This window comes from Escherichia sp. MOD1-EC6475 (assembly GCF_003046645.1).
GTDB lineage: Bacteria > Pseudomonadota > Gammaproteobacteria > Enterobacterales > Enterobacteriaceae > Escherichia > Escherichia ruysiae.
The window spans coordinates 1-16,358 of sequence record NZ_PZKQ01000030.1; the positions used below are offsets into that span (position 1 = coordinate 1).

The window sequence follows — 16,358 nt, forward strand, 5'->3', positions numbered from 1 at the left end:
TAAATTGTTAAAGAGCAGTGCCGCTTCGCTTTTTCTCAGCGGCGCGGGGTGTGCATAATACGCTTTCCCGCTACAGAGTCAAGCATTTATTTTTGCTTTCTCTGCCGGAATTCTCAGGAGAACCCCGCTGACCCGGCGGCGTGTTTGCCGTTGTTCCGTGTCAGTGGTGGCGCATTATAGGGAGTTATTCCGGCCTGACAAGAGGAAATTTAAAATAATTTTCTGACCGCGCATTTTTTATTCTTTATGCTTATTTCAGCGTCGGTTTGTCGGTTAAATGGGCGATTTCTCGGGCGAAATTCGCCACCTGCTCCCAATCGGTATAGACAACTTCTTTGCGCGTATCCGTTTCACCGCCTGACATCTTCATAATCAGCTTGATCATAAAACGGTCGTACCAGCGATAACGTGGGTAACGCAGCGCCCCGGCAATGACCGCGCAGCGATCGGGACGCCATTGCGAGTTCATCAGAAACTTCCGCGCGTAGCTGTTGGTCTGTGGAGTACGCTTCTCCGGTTTGCGCGCCACCAGGTTTACGGAATAAAAGGCGCTCGGCATCGAATTCAGTCGCGTCGCATGTTTTTTGACAAATTCCTGGAACGCAGAGTGGTAGTGACCATAGCGAATAGAAGCACCAATGACCACACGGTCATAGTTTTCCCATTGTGGTTCTTCAATGCGGTGCACATTAGCGACATCCGCCTGGATCCCCAGTTCTTTCAGTTCCGAAGCCAGGTAGGAGGCAATCTCGCGCGTTTGTCCGTCCCTTGTTGAGAAAAGAATTAATGTTTTCACGTATTACTCCATCATTCACGCCAGAAAGTCGGGGTAAAGAGCACCAGCAATGTAAACACCTCGAGACGACCAAACAACATATTGGCAATCAGGATCCATTTAGCCACCGGGTTCATGCTGGTAAAGTTATCAGCAACCACGCCAAGCCCCGGCCCCAGGTTATTCAATGTCGCCACAACCGAAGCAAAGGCAGAAAAGTCATCCACGCCCGTGGCGATAATCGCCAGCATACTGACAATAAACACCAATGCATAGGCGGAGAAAAATCCCCAAACGGCTTCGAGGATACGTTCCGGCAGTGCGCGATTCCCCAGCTTAATGCTGTAGACGGCGTTCGGATGCACCAGTCGTTTCAGCTCACGGTTCCCCTGTTTGAACAACAGCAAGATGCGGATCACTTTCAGGCCACCGCCCGTTGACCCGGCGCAACCGCCGATAAAAGCTGAACATAACAGCAGTACCGGCAAAAAGAGCGGCCAGCGGGCAATGCTGTCTGTCGTAAACCCAGCGGTTGTCGCCATCGACACCACCTGGAAAAATGCCTGGTTAATTGTCATCAGCGCCGAACTGTAGACATTATGAAACCACAGTACGAGTGTACAAATAACCACCAGCGTAAACTGTACGCCGATAAACATGCGAAATTCCGGATCGCGCCAGTAAACCTTCAGACTACGCCCACTTAGCAGCGAGAAGTGCAGACCGTAGTTACAGCCGGAGATCAGCAGGAAGATAGCAATGATAGTGTTAATTGTCGGGCTATCGAAATAGCCAACGCTGGCATCATGGGTTGAGAAGCCGCCAATGGCGATTGTCGCGAAGCTATGACCGATGGCATCAAAAGCATTCATTCCGGCAAACCACAACGCCAGCGCACAGGCGACGGTCAGCAAGACATAAATCAACCACAGGGTTTTCGCCGTTTCCGCAATTCGCGGGCGCATTTTGTTATCTTTCAGCGGGCCGGGCATTTCTGCGCGATAGAGCTGCATCCCACCCACGCCGAGGATAGGCAGTATCGCAACCGCCAACACGATGATCCCCATCCCGCCAAACCATTGCAGCATCTGGCGATAAAAGAGGATGGCGTGAGGGAGCGAATCCAGCCCCACCAGCGTAGTGGCTCCCGTAGTGGTCAGGCCAGAGAAAGATTCAAAAAACGCATCGGTAATCGTGAGGTTCGGGCTTTCCGAGAAGATAAAAGGGAGCGCACCGACGCTACCCAGCACCGTCCAGAACAGCACCACAATCAGAAACCCTTCACGGGATTTCAGTTCGCCCTTCTCTTTACGGTTCGGCCACCACAGCATAGATCCAATGGCGAGGGCGACAAAAAAGGTCTGGGTAAAAGCGCGGCCAGCCCCATCCCGGTAAATGAGTGCTACCAGCCCAGGGATAATCATCGTCCCTGAAAATAAGATGACCAGTAGTCCAACGATTCGGGTAATGGCGCGAAAATGCATCTCTGCCGCTTCCTTAGTTCTGCAAAATGAAGTGGGGATTATTCTTCAATCGCTAACAATTGCAATGAACCACGGCTAAAATCCGCCAGCTTTGCGGAAAATTCAGCCACTTTCGCCGCCGGAAGCGCCACCCGCAGCAGAACGAATGCCTGATAATCACTGTTGATAATTTTGCCGTCACACTGCCCCAGCAACGCTTCAATGCCGGTTAACTGACTATATTCACATTGCAAAGTATATTCGGTTAATGGCGTCTTGCGTTGGGTCGTTAGCTGGCGCAGCGCCTGATTCACGCCGCCGCCATACGCTTTCACTAACCCACCGGTGCCAAGCAATATGCCGCCGTAGTAGCGCACTACCACAGCGGTAATTTCCCCGACGCCGCTGCCCATTAGTTGGGCGAGCATCGGTTTACCTGCCGTTCCCGCAGGTTCCCCGTCATCAGAGAAACCCAGTTGTTGAGAATCATCCGGTGCGCCAGCTACCCACGCCACGCAATGGTGGCGGGCATCTGGGTGCTCTGCCCGCACCGATTCAACAAACGCTTTCGCCGCCTCGACGCCATCGGTATGCGCCAACATCGTTATGAAGCGGCTCTTTTTGATCTCTTCAACAACCGTGACCGGTGCCGCAGGGATTAACCAGCTTTCCATCACGCCAGTTTCAGATCCCGGGTCATGTTTTCCACGTTGTTTTCGTGGATCACCACGTTGTCTTCGATACGAATGCCGCCGAACGGTTTCAGTGCTTCAATTTTCTGCCAGTTGAAGTGTTTGCTGAACTGCCCTTCACGCCACGGTGCCAGTAGCGATTCGATGAAGTAGATACCCGGTTCGATGGTTAACACCATGCCTGGCTGGAGAATACGGGTGCAGCGCAGGTACGGATATTTTGCCGGTGCCGCGAGGTGCGTACCGCTATCATCCTGCATAAAACCGGCTACGTCATGCACCTGCAGGCCCAGCGGATGGCCGATACCGTGCGGCATAAACGGTCCGGTGAGATCGTTTTCGACCATCGCTTCTTCACTCATATCGGTGATGATTTGATGTTTACGCAGCAGTTTGGCGATGCGCTGATGGAACTGGATGTGGTAATCCACATAGCTGACGCCCGCTTTCATGGTAGCGATCAGCGCCAGTTGTTCATCATTTACGTCTTTCACCAACTGTGCGTAGTCGTTGTCGCTTTTTGCCGACCAGGTACGGGTCAGGTCTGCTGCATAGCCGTTATATTCTGCCCCGGCATCCAGCAGGAAGCTGCGCATCTCTTCCGGCGCCTGATGATCCAGTTTGGTGTAATGCAGCACCGCAGCATGTTCGTTAAGCGCCACAATGTTGCTGTAAGGCACGTCGGTATCACGATGACCAGTCGCAGTCAGATAGGCAATGTTGATATCGAACTCGCTCATGCCAGAACGGAAGGCTTCTTCTGCCGCGCGATGACCGTTGACTGCCATTTTCTGCGCTTCACGCATACAGGCCAGTTCGTACTCGGTTTTGACGGAGCGGTAGTAATGCAGGTAGTCGATCACCCCTTTCGGGTTGATATTACTGGCCTCAATGCCCAGTTGCAGCGCACGTTCCGGCACCGGGCCAATATAGCCAATATTGCCGCGCGCAGCGGGCAGCAGGCTACCAATGCCATCGGCTTTCGGCAGCGCGATCACTTCCACATCCTCAGTCCAGAAAGAGGTCGGCAAAGGTTCGACGTTGTGCCAGTAATCAACCGGCAGATAAAACCACAGTTTCGGCTTGTTCACGCCATCCACCAGCAGCCAGCAGTTTGGCACCTGAGTTACCGGCACCCACGCTTTGAATTGCGGATTAACTTTAAACGGATAAGGATGATCGTCGAGAAAAACGTTGAACAGCTCGCCGGAGTGAATAAGTAATGCATCCAGCTTGAAGCGCGCCAGCGCATCGCGAGTCCGTTCTTGTAAGGTAGCTATATGATTTTTATAGAGCGAGGCCAGTGATTCCATTTTTTACCCTTCTGTTTTTTTGACCTTAAGTCTCCGCATCTTAGCACATCGTTCATCCAGAGCGTGATTTCTGCCGAGCGTGATCAGATCGGCATTTCTTTAATCTTTTGTTTGCATATTTTTAACACAAAATACACACTTCGACTCATCTGGTACGACCAGATCACCTTGCGGATTCAGGAGACTGACATGCTTTACAAAGGCGACACCCTGTACCTTGACTGGCTGGAAGATGGCATTGCCGAACTGGTATTTGATGCCCCAGGTTCAGTTAATAAACTCGACACTTCGACCGTCGCTAGCCTCGGCGAGGCCATCGGCGTGCTGGAACAGCAATCAGATTTAAAAGGGCTGCTGTTGCGTTCGAACAAAGCAGCCTTTATCGTCGGTGCTGATATCACCGAATTTTTGTCCCTGTTCCTCGTTCCCGAAGAACAGTTAAGCCAGTGGCTGCATTTTGCCAATAGCGTGTTTAATCGCCTGGAAGATCTGCCGGTGCCGACCATTGCCGCCGTCAACGGCTACGCGCTGGGTGGTGGCTGTGAATGTGTACTGGCTACCGATTATCGTCTGGCGACGCCGGATCTGCGTATCGGTCTGCCGGAAACCAAACTGGGCATCATGCCGGGCTTTGGCGGTTCTGTACGTATGCCACGTATGCTGGGCGCTGATAGTGCGCTGGAAATCATTGCCGCCGGTAAAGATGTCGGCGCGGATCAGGCGCTAAAAATCGGTCTGGTGGATGGCGTAGTCAAAACAGAAAAACTGATTGATGGCGCGAAGGCGATTTTACGCCAGGCCATTAACGGCGACCTCGACTGGAAAGCGAAACGTCAGCCGAAGCTGGAACCGCTAAAACTGAGCAAGATTGAAGCCACCATGAGCTTCACTATCGCTAAAGGGATGGTCGCGCAAACGGCGGGGAAACATTACCCCGCGCCCATCACCGCAGTAAAAACTATTGAAGCGGCTGCCCGTTTTGGCCGTGAAGAAGCCTTAAACCTGGAAAACAAAAGTTTTGTCCCGCTGGCGCATACCAACGAAGCTCGCGCACTGGTCGGCATTTTCCTTAACGATCAATATGTAAAAGGCAAAGCGAAGAAACTCACCAAAGACGTTGAAACGCCGAAACAGGCCGCTGTGCTGGGCGCAGGCATTATGGGGGGCGGCATTGCTTACCAGTCTGCGTGGAAGGGCGTGCCGGTGATCATGAAAGATATCAACGACAAGTCGTTAACCCTCGGCATGACTGAAGCCGCGAAACTGCTGAACAAGCAGCTTGAGCGCGGCAAGATCGATGGTCTGAAACTGGCTGGCGTGATCTCCACGATCCACCCAACGCTCGACTACGCCGGGTTTGACCGCGTGGATGTTGTGGTAGAAGCGGTTGTCGAAAACCCGAAAGTGAAAAAAGCCGTACTGGCAGAAACCGAACAAAAAGTACGCCCGGATACCGTGCTGGCGTCTAACACTTCAACCATTCCTATCAGCGAACTGGCCAACGCGCTGGAACGCCCGGAAAACTTCTGCGGTATGCACTTCTTTAACCCGGTGCACCGGATGCCGTTGGTGGAAATTATTCGCGGCGAGAAAAGCTCCGACGAAACCATCGCGAAAGTCGTCGCCTGGGCAAGCAAGATGGGCAAGACGCCGATTGTGGTGAACGACTGCCCCGGCTTCTTCGTTAACCGCGTACTGTTCCCCTACTTCGCTGGATTCAGTCAGTTGCTTCGCGACGGCGCGGACTTCCGCAAGATCGACAAAGTGATGGAAAAACAGTTTGGCTGGCCGATGGGTCCGGCATATCTGCTGGATGTCGTGGGGATTGATACCGCGCACCACGCCCAGGCAGTGATGGCAGCAGGCTTCCCGCAGCGGATGCAGAAAGATTATCGCGACGCCATCGACGCGCTGTTTGATGCCAACCGCTTTGGTCAGAAGAACGGCCTCGGTTTCTGGCGTTATAAAGAAGACAGCAAAGGCAAGCCGAAGAAAGAAGAAGATGCCGCCGTTGACGGCCTGCTGGCAGAAGTCAGCCAGCCGAAGCGCGATTTCAGCGAGGAAGAGATTATCGCCCGCATGATGATCCCGATGGTCAACGAAGTGATCCGCTGTCTGGAAGAGGGCATTATCGCCACTCCGGCAGAAGCGGACATGGCGCTGGTCTACGGCCTGGGCTTCCCTCCGTTCCACGGCGGCGCGTTCCGCTGGCTGGACACCCTCGGCAGCGCGAAATATCTCGATATGGCACAGCAGTATCAGCACCTCGGCCCGCTGTATGAAGTGCCGGAAGGTCTGCGTAATAAAGCGCGTCATAACGAACCGTACTATCCCCCGGTTGAGCCAGCCCGTCCGGTTGGCGACCTGAAAACGGCTTAAGGAGTCACAATGGAACAGGTTGTCATTGTCGATGCAATTCGCACCCCGATGGGCCGTTCGAAGGGCGGTGCTTTTCGTAACGTGCGTGCGGAAGATCTCTCCGCTCATTTAATGCGTAGCCTGCTGGCGCGTAATCCGGCGCTGGAAGCGGCTACTCTCGACGATATTTACTGGGGGTGTGTGCAGCAGACGCTGGAGCAGGGTTTTAACATCGCCCGTAACGCTGCGCTGCTGGCAGAAGTGCCGCACTCTGTCCCTGCGGTGACCGTCAATCGCTTGTGTGGTTCATCCATGCAGGCATTGCATGACGCAGCACGGATGATCATGACCGGCGATGCGCAGGCATGTCTGGTCGGCGGCGTGGAGCATATGGGCCATGTGCCGATGAGTCACGGCGTCGATTTTCACCCCGGCCTGAGCCGCAATGTCGCCAAAGCGGCGGGCATGATGGGCTTAACGGCAGAAATGCTGGCGCGTATGCACGGTATCAGCCGTGAAATGCAGGATGACTTTGCCGCGCGGTCACACGCCCGCGCCTGGGCCGCCACGCAGTCGGGTGCATTTAAAAATGAAATTATCCCGACCGGTGGTCACGATGCCGACGGCGTCCTGAAGCAGTTTAATTACGACGAAGTGATTCGCCCGGAAACCACCGTGGAAGCCCTCGCCACGCTGCGTCCGGCGTTTGATCCAGTAAGCGGTACGGTAACGGCGGGTACATCTTCTGCGCTTTCCGATGGTGCAGCCGCCATGCTGGTAATGAGTGAAAGCCGCGCCCGTGAATTAGGTCTTAAGCCGCGCGCTCGCGTGCGTTCGATGGCGGTCGTTGGTTGTGACCCATCGATTATGGGTTACGGCCCGGTTCCGGCCTCTAAGCTGGCGTTGAAAAAAGCGGGGCTTTCTGCCAGCGACATCGGCGTGTTTGAAATGAACGAAGCCTTTGCCGCGCAGATCCTGCCGTGTATTAAAGATCTGGGGTTAATGGAGCAAATTGACGAGAAGATCAACCTCAACGGTGGTGCGATCGCGCTGGGTCATCCGCTGGGTTGTTCCGGTGCGCGTATCAGCACCACGCTGCTGAATCTGATGGAACGCAAAGACGTCCAGTTTGGTCTGGCGACGATGTGTATCGGCCTGGGTCAGGGCATTGCGACGGTGTTTGAGCGGGTTTAACCACTTGCCGGATGCGGCGTAAACGCCTTATCCGGCCTACGGTTCAGAACTATTTGTAGGCACGATAAGACGCAACAGCGTCGCATCGGGCATTGTTTGCCGGATGCAGCGTCGATGTAAATGCCACTGATTAACAGTTTAGTTGCCGTTCTTCCCGCCTGTCAGGGGCGGGTTTTTTATGGCTCAGATAAACGCAAACGCATCGCCAAACAGGCGGTCTTCCCGCGCATTACGCTCACTGCAAAACAGGTCACGGGCGATTTTCGCCATCTCAAAACGTCCGGCAATGTAGATATCATGCTCTGCCAGCGTACCGTGATCCTGCAACACCGCCGTTAAAACCGTGCCAGTACGACCACGCCAGCCCGCTTCCGGTTGTTCAACCACCGGCACCACTTGCAGACCAGGATGCTTAAGCGAAAGCGCCTCAAGTTCGGAAAGATCATAAAGGTGCTGCTCTTCACGCCCGCCCCAGTAAATGGTGATATCACGATTGGGATTACGCGCCAGCGCCGTCAGCAAAATCGAACGGGCATAAGAGAACCCGGTGCCGCCCGCAATCAGAATCATCGGACGCTCTTCATCATCGCGCAGCCACGCATCACCGTGCGGAATATCGACCACGATTTGATGATCTTTGAGGATGCGATCCATGACTGCTTTCGCGTAAAGGTTGATTTCAGAAGCGCCAATATGCAGCTCAATGAAACCTTGTTCATTCGGCGTCGAGGCCATTGAGAACGGGCGTTTATCGCGCTCGTCCATCACTACCATCAAATACTGACCAGCACGAAAAGAAAAGGCCGCGTCTGGCACGATTCGGACACGATATACGGTATCCGTGATAGCTTCTACCGAGGTCACTTTACAGCTTAAGGTTGTCATGCGCTTTCTCTGTCGGATCGATAAATAGGGCAATACAAACGCGCCTCAGGCGCTTTTACCGTTGTTAAAAATAGCCAGTTCATCCCAGATTGCATCAATACGCGCGACAACGTCCGGATCTTTTTTGATAGGACGCCCCCACTCGCGCTGGGTTTCCCCCGGCCATTTATTCGTGGCATCCAGCCCCATTTTTGAACCCAGCCCGGAAACAGGCGAGGCAAAATCCAGATAATCAATGGGTGTATTTTCTACCAGAACGGTATCCCGCGCCGGGTCCATACGGGTAGTAATAGCCCAAATCACATCATTCCAGTCGCGTGCGTTGACATCATCATCGCAAACGATCACAAATTTGGTGTACATAAACTGGCGTAAGAACGACCAGACGCCCATCATGACGCGCTTCGCGTGCCCGGCGTACTGTTTTTTGATTGTCACTACCGCCAGACGATAGGAACAGCCTTCCGGCGGCAGGTAAAAATCGACAATTTCCGGGAATTGTTTTTGCAGAATTGGCACGAACACTTCGTTCAACGCCACGCCCAGTACCGCAGGTTCATCCGGCGGACGACCAGTATAGGTGGAGTGGTAAATCGCATCTTCACGCTGAGTAATATGCGTCACGGTAAATACCGGGAAACTATCGACTTCGTTATAGTAACCGGTGTGGTCGCCATACGGCCCTTCTGGCGCCGTTTCGCCTTGTTCGATATACCCTTCCAGCACAATTTCCGCACTGGCGGGCACTTCAAGGTCATTGGAGATACACTTCACCACTTCGGTTTTGGTGCCGCGCAGCAATCCGGCAAATGCATACTCTGAAAGCGTATCTGGAACGGGCGTGACTGCACCGAGAATAGTAGCGGGATCAGCACCCAGCGCCACGGAAACCGGGAAACGTTCACCCGGATGCGCCGCACACCACTCCTGGAAATCCAGCGCGCCGCCGCGATGCGACAACCAGCGCATAATCAGCTTGTTTTTACCAATCAACTGCTGGCGATAAATGCCAAGATTCTGCCGCTCTTTGTGCGGGCCACGCGTCACGGTCAATCCCCAGGTAATCAGCGGAGCGGCATCTTCCGGCCAGCAGGTCATAATGGGAATGCGGTTAAGATCGACATCCTCGCCGGAGACGATCTTTTGCTGACAAGGCGCACCACGTAACCGTTTCGTTGGCATGTTCAACACCTGCTTAAACTGCGGCAGCTTATCAAACAGGTCGCGGAAACCTTTTGGCGGCTCCGGCTCTTTCAGAAACGCTAATAATTTACCGACTTCACGTAGCGCCGAAACATCTTCCTGCCCCATGCCCATCGCCACGCGCTTCGGCGTACCGAACAGGTTGCACAGCACCGGCATCGAGTACCCTTTAGGGTTTTCGAACAACAGCGCAGGCCCACCGGCACGCAATGTGCGGTCAGCAATTTCAGTGATTTCCAGATGCGGATCCACCGGGAGCGTGATACGTTTTAGCTCACCCTGCTGTTCAAGCAGAGTCAGGAAGTCGCGTAAATCGTTATATTTCATGGCGTCCATTGTAGCCTCTTAATCTGCGCCCATTATACGGCGTTCATCTTCGCGATGCTGTAAATTTGTTAAATTAGCGTGAACTCAGGCGCTATAACGCAAACCGGGGAATATAATTAACTTAACGCATCGCTTTTGCTATTCTTGCGCCCCGATTAAACGGATAAGAGTCATTATGCAATCCTGGTATTTACTGTACTGCAAGCGCGGGCAACTTCAACGTGCCCAGGAACACCTCGAAAGACAGGCCGTTAATTGTCTGGCACCGATGATCACCCTGGAAAAAATCGTGCGTGGCAAACGTACCGCAGTCAGTGAGCCGTTGTTCCCCAACTACCTGTTTGTGGAATTTGATCCAGAAGTGATTCATACCACTACCATCAACGCCACACGTGGTGTCAGCCACTTCGTGCGCTTTGGTGCATCGCCTGCGATAGTCCCATCGGCTGTGATTCATCAGCTGTCGGTGTATAAACCGGAAGACATTGTCGATCCGGCAACGCCATATCCAGGTGATAAGGTGATTATTACCGAAGGCGCATTCGAAGGTTTTCAGGCCATTTTCACCGAACCCGACGGCGAGGCACGCTCCATGCTATTGCTTAATCTTATCAATAAAGAAATTAAGCACAGCGTGAAGAACACTGAGTTCCGCAAACTCTAGAACGCAATCCCAAACAGCGTTTTGACATTGGCATCTGTGGTGGCCGCCAGCCACGCAGCATCCTCCCCTCGCCAGTGCGCAATACGTTGCACAATATGAGGCAGATAAGCAGGCTCGTTACGCCGGGATGATGGCTTTGGCGTGAGATCGCGCGGGAGTAAATACGGCGCATCGGTTTCGATCAGCAATTTCTCCGCCGGAATAAATGGCAACAGATCACGCAATTCCAGCCCGCGTCGTTCATCGCAAACCCAACCAGTAATGCCGATATAAATCCCACGCGCCACGCACGCCTGCATCTCTTCGCGTGTGCCAGTAAAGCAATGAAGAACCGCACCAGGCAGTTTATTCAGCCACGGCTCCAGCAATGTCATAAACCGCTCATGGGCATCGCGACAGTGCATAAATACAGGCATGTTTAATTCTGCGGCAATACGTAGCTGGGCAACAAAAGCGCGTTCCTGCTCTTCCGGCGTAGAAAAGTTGCGGTTAAAGTCGAGACCACACTCACCAATCGCCACTACTTCTGGCAGCGCGGCCAGTTCAATAATTGCTTCTTCGGTCGCGGCTTGCCACTGGCTGCTGTCATGAGGATGCACGCCCGCCGTTGACCAACAGTGCGGATACTGACGCGCCAGTTTTTGCGCCTGCTGGCTTTCACGCAGGTTAGTACCGGTGATGAGTAGCCCATCAACTCCCGCGTCAAAAGCGCGCTCTACAACATCACCACGGTCTTTCGCAAATTGCGAGCTGGTCAAATTAACGCCGATATCAAACATCCTGCACTCCATATGACAACCGCCCTGACGGGCGGTTGAATTTATTCTTCAGTTTTTTCGCTTTCAGCGTCGTTTTCTTCTTCCCGGTTTCGGCCTTTACCAACGTAAAAGCGGGAGAAGAAGACACCGATTTCAAACAGGCAGTACATCGGGATCGCCAGCAGCGTTTGCGAGAAGACATCCGGCGGCGTCAGCAGCATCCCAACGACGAATGCGCCAACCAGCACATACGGGCGTTTTTTGCGTAAGTCTTCTGGCGAGGTAATCCCCATCCAGCACAGCAGCACAATGGCAACCGGCACTTCAAACGAAACACCAAACGCCATAAACAACGCCATAACGAAGCTTAAGTAGCTGGCGATGTCGGTGGATACCTGTACCCCTTCCGGCGCGGTATTGGCGAGGAAGCCAAATGCCAGTGGAAAGACCACGAAGTAGGCGAACGCCATGCCGATATAAAACAGCAAAGAGCTGGAAACCAGCAGAGGCACCACCAGGCGACGTTCATGCTTATACAACGCCGGGGCGATAAACGCCCACACCTGATAGAGAATCACCGGCGCTGACAGAATCAGCGATACCATAAAGGTCAGCTTGATCGGCGTAAAGAACGGCGAGGCCACATCGGTGGCGATCATCGTTGAACCTTGCGGCAATTGCTTGATCAACGGCGCGGATACCAGGTGATAGATATCATTGGCGAAATAGACCAGGCACAGAAATATCACGATCACCGCGATAATGCAGTTCAGCAGACGCTTACGCAGCTCAATCAGATGCGTGATAAGCGGTTGAGTATCTTCTACAGACATGTTTACGGTTTATCACTCGACGAAGGGGAAGGTGCAGCGGTTTTCGGTTCAGCGTCCGCAACAGGTTTTACCACCGGCTCTGGCGTGGTTTCTGGCTTCTGTTCCGGCGAACTGGCCTGCGTTTGTGCAGCGGCAGGGGTTACTCCCTCATGCGCAGCTTCATTATCTTTCACCACCGGATTATGGATGGTGTGCGCTTCATCACTCGCCTTTTCAGGATCGTTTGCAACATAGGAACGCTTCATCGATTCTGCAGCCTGGCGCAGTTCATCCATTGACGCTTTCAGTTCAGGCGTCAGGTTGGTCAGGCTTGCCTTTTCAACCTTTTTCAGGCTGTCCTGAAACTCCTGGAGTTTTAACTCCTGGGTCAGTTCGTTCTGCACCGTTGTCGCCAGTGAACGCAACGCGCGAATCCAGCCCGCTACCGTTTTTACCGCCACAGGCAGTCGTTGCGGCCCCAGAACGACGAGGCCGATGATGAACACCAATAGCAGTTCGCTAAAACCGATATCAAACACGGATTACACCTGCTCTTTATCGTGGCGCTTCGCGTCTTCTGTTTTAGCCTGTTCCTGATTCGTATCCGCCTGCTTATCGGCGATAGTTTTTGCAGTAAAATCAGCATCCTGACTGGTTTTATCCTGCTTTGGTTCATCATCGCTCATTGCTTTTTTAAAGCCTTTAATTGATGCACCAAGATCGGAACCGATGGAGCCGAGCTTTTTGGTGCCAAAAAGCAGTACAACGATGACGGCAATAATCAATAACTGCCAAATACTGATACCACCCATACATGTTCCTCTGTGGTAGATGATGATTAAACAAGGCCGCATTATACGTTACACGGCCCGCCTTGAGCGATGAAAAAATCAGCGTGTTTTGCGCCAACCGACAAACCAGGCGATCAGACCACCTGCCATTAACCAGCCGGGCATCAGCCCCCATTCCGGTCGGCTGACCAACAAGAATGTGCCGCTTAATACTAACGTCGCGCCAATTCCGAGAAAATAACGCGATTGTCCCTGACGTACATGATTTGCCTGAAGCTCGCGGGCAATCTTATCAACACTGTGCTGTAAATACTTGCCCTGGCGCAAACTGTCGTAAACCAGTTCAGGCAGTTCTGGCATTTTTTCGACCCAGAACGGCGCTTTTTCTTTAAATGCTCTCACCAGCGCAGGAATACCAACCTGATCTTTAATCCATGACTCGAGAAAAGGCTTCGCCGTTTTCCATAAATCGAGCTGCGGATAAAGCTGGCGTCCTACCCCTTCGATGTAGAGCAAGGTTTTCTGGAGTAACACCAGTTGCGGCTGTACTTCCATATTGAAACGACGCGCCGTATTAAACAGATTTAACAGCACATGTCCAAATGAAATTTCTGCCAGCGGTTTCTCAAAAATAGGTTCACAGACAGTACGAATGGCAAATTCGAACTCTTCAACGTTGGTATCTGGCGGCACCCAGCCAGAATCAACGTGCAGTTCCGCTACTTTGCGATAGTCACGGTTAAAGAAGGCGATAAAGTTTTCCGCCAGATAGCGTTTATCTTCTTTGTTTAACGAGCCGACAATCCCGCAATCAATACCAATATACTTCGGATTTTCCGGGTGTTCGAAGCTTACGAAGATGTTGCCAGGGTGCATATCGGCATGGAAAAAGCTGTCGCGAAAGACCTGAGTGAAGAACACCTGCACACCGCGTTCCGCCAACAATTTCATGTTGGTGCCGTTTTTCTCCAGCGTCGCGACATCCGAAACTGGAATGCCATAGATACGCTCCATCACCATCATCCCTTCACTGCAATAGTCAGGGTAAACTTCCGGGATGTAGAGCATCGGGCTATTTTCGAAATTACGCCGAAGCTGAATGGCGTTGGCAGATTCCCGCAGCAAATTCAGTTCATCAATCAACGTCTTTTCGTACTCGCGCACCACTTCGGTTGGACGCAGACGGCGACCATCCGGTAGTAAACGCGGCACCCAACGAGCCAGACGATAGATGAGTTTCAGATCCGCTTTTATGACTGGCAAAATATCCGGGCGAATGACTTTAATCACCACCTCTTTGCCATTCGATTTCAACCGAGCAGTATGTACCTGTGCTACGGAAGCCGATGCCAGCGGCTTAATGTCAAAATCATCAAACCACGCTTCCACCGGCAGACCGTCCATCGCCGCTTCAATTTGTGCTTTCGCCAGTTCGCCGTCAAAAGGCGCGACTTTATCCTGCAAGAGCGCCAGTTGGTCAGCAATATGCGGCGGAAAAAGGTCACGGCGGGTCGATAGCATCTGTCCAAACTTGATCCATACCGGACCCAGTTCTTGCAGCGCCAGTCGCAGTCGTTCACCTAATTGTTTGTCTTTATGCCGATTCGGCATCCAGAATAATGAGTATCGCCATAACCGCAACGGCAAAGTGATACGCATTTTAGGGATCAGTTCATCAAGTCCGTAACTTAAAAAAGTGCGAATGATGAAATACAGGCGCCGTACTTCACCTGGCGTCATTAAACTGCCTCCAGTTTTTCCAGCCGTTTGGTTAGCGCATCGACGGCTCGCTCAACGGCGGATGTCTCTTCCGCAAACCAGGCCACTTCAAGCGGACCAGGCGCCATACGCCACTCTTCAGTAATGGCTTCCGCCACGTAGCGTTGCTGGCGTTGAATACCGTGATGCAGGAACTTCGCGCCACCACGCAGGGCTTTGCTAATGCCTTCGGCGGCGATATCACCCGTATAAGGTGCCAGCAGTTCCGCTGGGTCGAACTCCGCCAGATCTGCTAGCGCAACAAAGTTTTGCACCACCTGAATATCGCCCTGCACTTCCAGCTCACCGCTACGAATCAGTGCAGCAAGCTGCTGGCGATCGCGAAGTTTCGGCAACACGCTGGCATAAGCGATAACGGTGCAGTCAGCATCACCCGCCCATTCTCCCAGTACATCGACCTGACGTTCGCTGAACACCAGAATCAACGATGTCGAAAAGCCTTTTACCTCCACGCGCAATACTTTACCCAGCAGACGCGAGCGGGCGGTTTTCAGCGCGGGTGAGCGATACAGGAAGGTGTTGAGCAGACTTTCGATTCCTGCCGTCACTAAAGGTTTAAAAGGCATTTCCGGTCTCCTGTCAGAACTTATAACCACGATGCAGCGCCACAACGCCAGCCGTCAGGTTGTAATAATCGACACTTTCGAATCCGGCATCTTGCATCATGGCTTTCAGAGTATCCTGATCGGGATGCATACGGATGGATTCAGCCAGATAACGGTAGCTGTCGGCGTCATTCGCGACCAGCGAGCCAATACGCGGCAGAACATGGAAGGAGTAAGCGTCATAAGCTTTGCTTAACGGCTCGATAATCGGTTTCGAGAACTCAAGCACCAGCAGGCGGCCGCCGGGTTTCAGCACGCGATACATTGAACGTAGTGCTTTATCTTTGTCGGTGACGTTACGCAGACCAAACGAAATGGTGATGCAATCAAAGGTGTTATCCGGGAACGGCAGCGCCTCGGCGTTCGCCTGAACATACTCAACGTTGCCAATCACACCGATATTACGCAGTTTCTCGCGCCCCATTTTGAGCATGGATTCATTGATATCGGCGAGGACCACCTTACCCGTTTCACCGACCAGGCGAGAGAATTTCGCTGTCAGATCGCCGGTGCCGCCAGCCAGATCCAGTACAGTCTGCCCACGGCGTACGCCGCTGCAATCGATCGTGAAACGCTTCCACAAACGATGAATACCAAATGACATCAAATCATTCATAACATCGTATTTCGATGCCACAGAATGGAAAACGTGGGCGACCATATCCGCTTTTTGCTCTTTCGCGACGGTCTGAAAACCAAAGTGCGTCGTTTCTTGTGACTTATCCACCATCTCAATGCC

16 protein-coding genes are annotated in these 16,358 nt (G+C 52.8%); 3 read left to right on the forward strand and 13 right to left on the reverse strand.

Translation table 11 applies throughout. The annotated features are described in order from the left end of the window. Positions 1–250: 250 nt before the first annotated feature. The 4 genes from hemG to pepQ are packed head-to-tail and all read right to left on the reverse strand — an operon-like array spanning position 251 to position 4,243. Entirely contained in the window at positions 251–796 is a 546-nt protein-coding gene (hemG, locus tag A7589_RS10570; protein WP_000853959.1) for a menaquinone-dependent protoporphyrinogen IX dehydrogenase, read from the reverse strand. A gap of 11 nt (positions 797–807) precedes the next feature. Beyond that, positions 808–2,259 carry a Trk system potassium transporter TrkH gene (gene trkH / locus A7589_RS10575; RefSeq protein WP_000545681.1) on the reverse strand — a complete coding sequence of 484 codons (1,452 nt, stop codon included), beginning with the start codon at positions 2,257–2,259 and terminating at the stop codon, positions 808–810. Between the two features lie 38 nt (positions 2,260–2,297). Further along, complete coding sequence (locus A7589_RS10580; RefSeq protein WP_001296979.1) at positions 2,298–2,912, reverse strand: IMPACT family protein; 615 nt, start codon at positions 2,910–2,912, stop codon at positions 2,298–2,300. After that, positions 2,912–4,243 (reverse strand): Xaa-Pro dipeptidase, encoded by a 1,332-nt coding sequence (pepQ, locus tag A7589_RS10585; RefSeq protein WP_000444572.1) that lies wholly within the window; start codon positions 4,241–4,243, stop codon positions 2,912–2,914. Before pepQ ends, A7589_RS10580 begins: the two co-directional genes overlap by 1 nt. A gap of 189 nt (positions 4,244–4,432) precedes the next feature. Between pepQ and fadB the strand changes: the two genes are divergently transcribed. Further along, the gene (fadB, locus tag A7589_RS10590; RefSeq protein ID WP_105282517.1) at positions 4,433–6,622 is read left to right on the forward strand and encodes a fatty acid oxidation complex subunit alpha FadB; all 2,190 of its coding nucleotides are present in this window, start codon (positions 4,433–4,435) and stop codon (positions 6,620–6,622) included. A 9-nt stretch (positions 6,623–6,631) separates the two neighbouring features. After that, positions 6,632–7,795: an acetyl-CoA C-acyltransferase FadA gene (gene fadA, locus A7589_RS10595; protein WP_000438770.1), complete on the forward strand. Its 1,164-nt coding sequence runs from the start codon at positions 6,632–6,634 to the stop codon at positions 7,793–7,795. Between the two features lie 183 nt (positions 7,796–7,978). On the opposite strand, the gene fre is transcribed toward fadA, so the two are convergent. Further along, positions 7,979–8,680 (reverse strand): NAD(P)H-flavin reductase, encoded by a 702-nt coding sequence (gene fre / locus A7589_RS10600; RefSeq protein WP_010352530.1) that lies wholly within the window; start codon positions 8,678–8,680, stop codon positions 7,979–7,981. A gap of 45 nt (positions 8,681–8,725) precedes the next feature. Continuing rightward, positions 8,726–10,219: a 4-hydroxy-3-polyprenylbenzoate decarboxylase gene (gene ubiD, locus A7589_RS10605; RefSeq protein WP_000339815.1), complete on the reverse strand. Its 1,494-nt coding sequence runs from the start codon at positions 10,217–10,219 to the stop codon at positions 8,726–8,728. A gap of 166 nt (positions 10,220–10,385) precedes the next feature. Between ubiD and rfaH the strand changes: the two genes are divergently transcribed. Then, positions 10,386–10,874 (forward strand): transcription/translation regulatory transformer protein RfaH, encoded by a 489-nt coding sequence (gene rfaH, locus A7589_RS10610; protein ID WP_001192392.1) that lies wholly within the window; start codon positions 10,386–10,388, stop codon positions 10,872–10,874. Here the strand turns inward: rfaH and tatD are convergent. From tatD to ubiE, 7 genes are all read right to left on the reverse strand, one after another. Further along, the gene (gene tatD / locus A7589_RS10615) at positions 10,871–11,653 is read right to left on the reverse strand and encodes a 3'-5' ssDNA/RNA exonuclease TatD (RefSeq protein ID WP_010352529.1); all 783 of its coding nucleotides are present in this window, start codon (positions 11,651–11,653) and stop codon (positions 10,871–10,873) included. The genes rfaH and tatD overlap by 4 nt on opposite strands. 41 nt (positions 11,654–11,694) lie before the next feature. Beyond that, on the reverse strand, positions 11,695–12,465 hold the full coding sequence (gene tatC, locus A7589_RS10620) for a Sec-independent protein translocase subunit TatC (protein ID WP_000109945.1): 771 nt from the start codon (positions 12,463–12,465) through the stop codon (positions 11,695–11,697). A 2-nt stretch (positions 12,466–12,467) separates the two neighbouring features. Beyond that, the gene (tatB, locus tag A7589_RS10625) at positions 12,468–12,983 is read right to left on the reverse strand and encodes a Sec-independent protein translocase protein TatB (RefSeq protein WP_000459596.1); all 516 of its coding nucleotides are present in this window, start codon (positions 12,981–12,983) and stop codon (positions 12,468–12,470) included. Positions 12,984–12,986: 3 nt separating this feature from the next. Further along, positions 12,987–13,256: a Sec-independent protein translocase subunit TatA gene (gene tatA / locus A7589_RS10630; protein ID WP_001295260.1), complete on the reverse strand. Its 270-nt coding sequence runs from the start codon at positions 13,254–13,256 to the stop codon at positions 12,987–12,989. A 78-nt stretch (positions 13,257–13,334) separates the two neighbouring features. Next, the gene (gene ubiB, locus A7589_RS10635; protein WP_000187551.1) at positions 13,335–14,975 is read right to left on the reverse strand and encodes a ubiquinone biosynthesis regulatory protein kinase UbiB; all 1,641 of its coding nucleotides are present in this window, start codon (positions 14,973–14,975) and stop codon (positions 13,335–13,337) included. Then, positions 14,975–15,580: a ubiquinone biosynthesis protein UbiJ gene (gene ubiJ / locus A7589_RS10640; RefSeq protein WP_001116107.1), complete on the reverse strand. Its 606-nt coding sequence runs from the start codon at positions 15,578–15,580 to the stop codon at positions 14,975–14,977. Before ubiJ ends, ubiB begins: the two co-directional genes overlap by 1 nt. A gap of 13 nt (positions 15,581–15,593) precedes the next feature. Further along, complete coding sequence (gene ubiE / locus A7589_RS10645) at positions 15,594–16,349, reverse strand: bifunctional demethylmenaquinone methyltransferase/2-methoxy-6-polyprenyl-1,4-benzoquinol methylase UbiE (protein WP_000227958.1); 756 nt, start codon at positions 16,347–16,349, stop codon at positions 15,594–15,596. Positions 16,350–16,358: the final 9 nt, after the last annotated feature.

Coding starts and splice junctions, on each gene's coding strand:
- tatD (WP_010352529.1), bottom strand. CDS start 11,653: ATGTTTGATATCGGCGTTAATTTGACCAGCTCGCAATTTGCGAAAGAC.
- pepQ (WP_000444572.1), bottom strand. CDS start 4,243: ATGGAATCACTGGCCTCGCTCTATAAAAATCATATAGCTACCTTACAA.
- fre (WP_010352530.1), bottom strand. CDS start 8,680: ATGACAACCTTAAGCTGTAAAGTGACCTCGGTAGAAGCTATCACGGAT.
- tatA (WP_001295260.1), bottom strand. CDS start 13,256: ATGGGTGGTATCAGTATTTGGCAGTTATTGATTATTGCCGTCATCGTT.
- A7589_RS10580 (WP_001296979.1), bottom strand. CDS start 2,912: ATGGAAAGCTGGTTAATCCCTGCGGCACCGGTCACGGTTGTTGAAGAG.
- ubiJ (WP_001116107.1), bottom strand. CDS start 15,580: ATGCCTTTTAAACCTTTAGTGACGGCAGGAATCGAAAGTCTGCTCAAC.
- ubiE (WP_000227958.1), bottom strand. CDS start 16,349: ATGGTGGATAAGTCACAAGAAACGACGCACTTTGGTTTTCAGACCGTC.
- ubiD (WP_000339815.1), bottom strand. CDS start 10,219: ATGGACGCCATGAAATATAACGATTTACGCGACTTCCTGACTCTGCTT.
- rfaH (WP_001192392.1), top strand. CDS start 10,386: ATGCAATCCTGGTATTTACTGTACTGCAAGCGCGGGCAACTTCAACGT.
- ubiB (WP_000187551.1), bottom strand. CDS start 14,975: ATGACGCCAGGTGAAGTACGGCGCCTGTATTTCATCATTCGCACTTTT.
- fadB (WP_105282517.1), top strand. CDS start 4,433: ATGCTTTACAAAGGCGACACCCTGTACCTTGACTGGCTGGAAGATGGC.
- tatC (WP_000109945.1), bottom strand. CDS start 12,465: ATGTCTGTAGAAGATACTCAACCGCTTATCACGCATCTGATTGAGCTG.
- trkH (WP_000545681.1), bottom strand. CDS start 2,259: ATGCATTTTCGCGCCATTACCCGAATCGTTGGACTACTGGTCATCTTA.
- fadA (WP_000438770.1), top strand. CDS start 6,632: ATGGAACAGGTTGTCATTGTCGATGCAATTCGCACCCCGATGGGCCGT.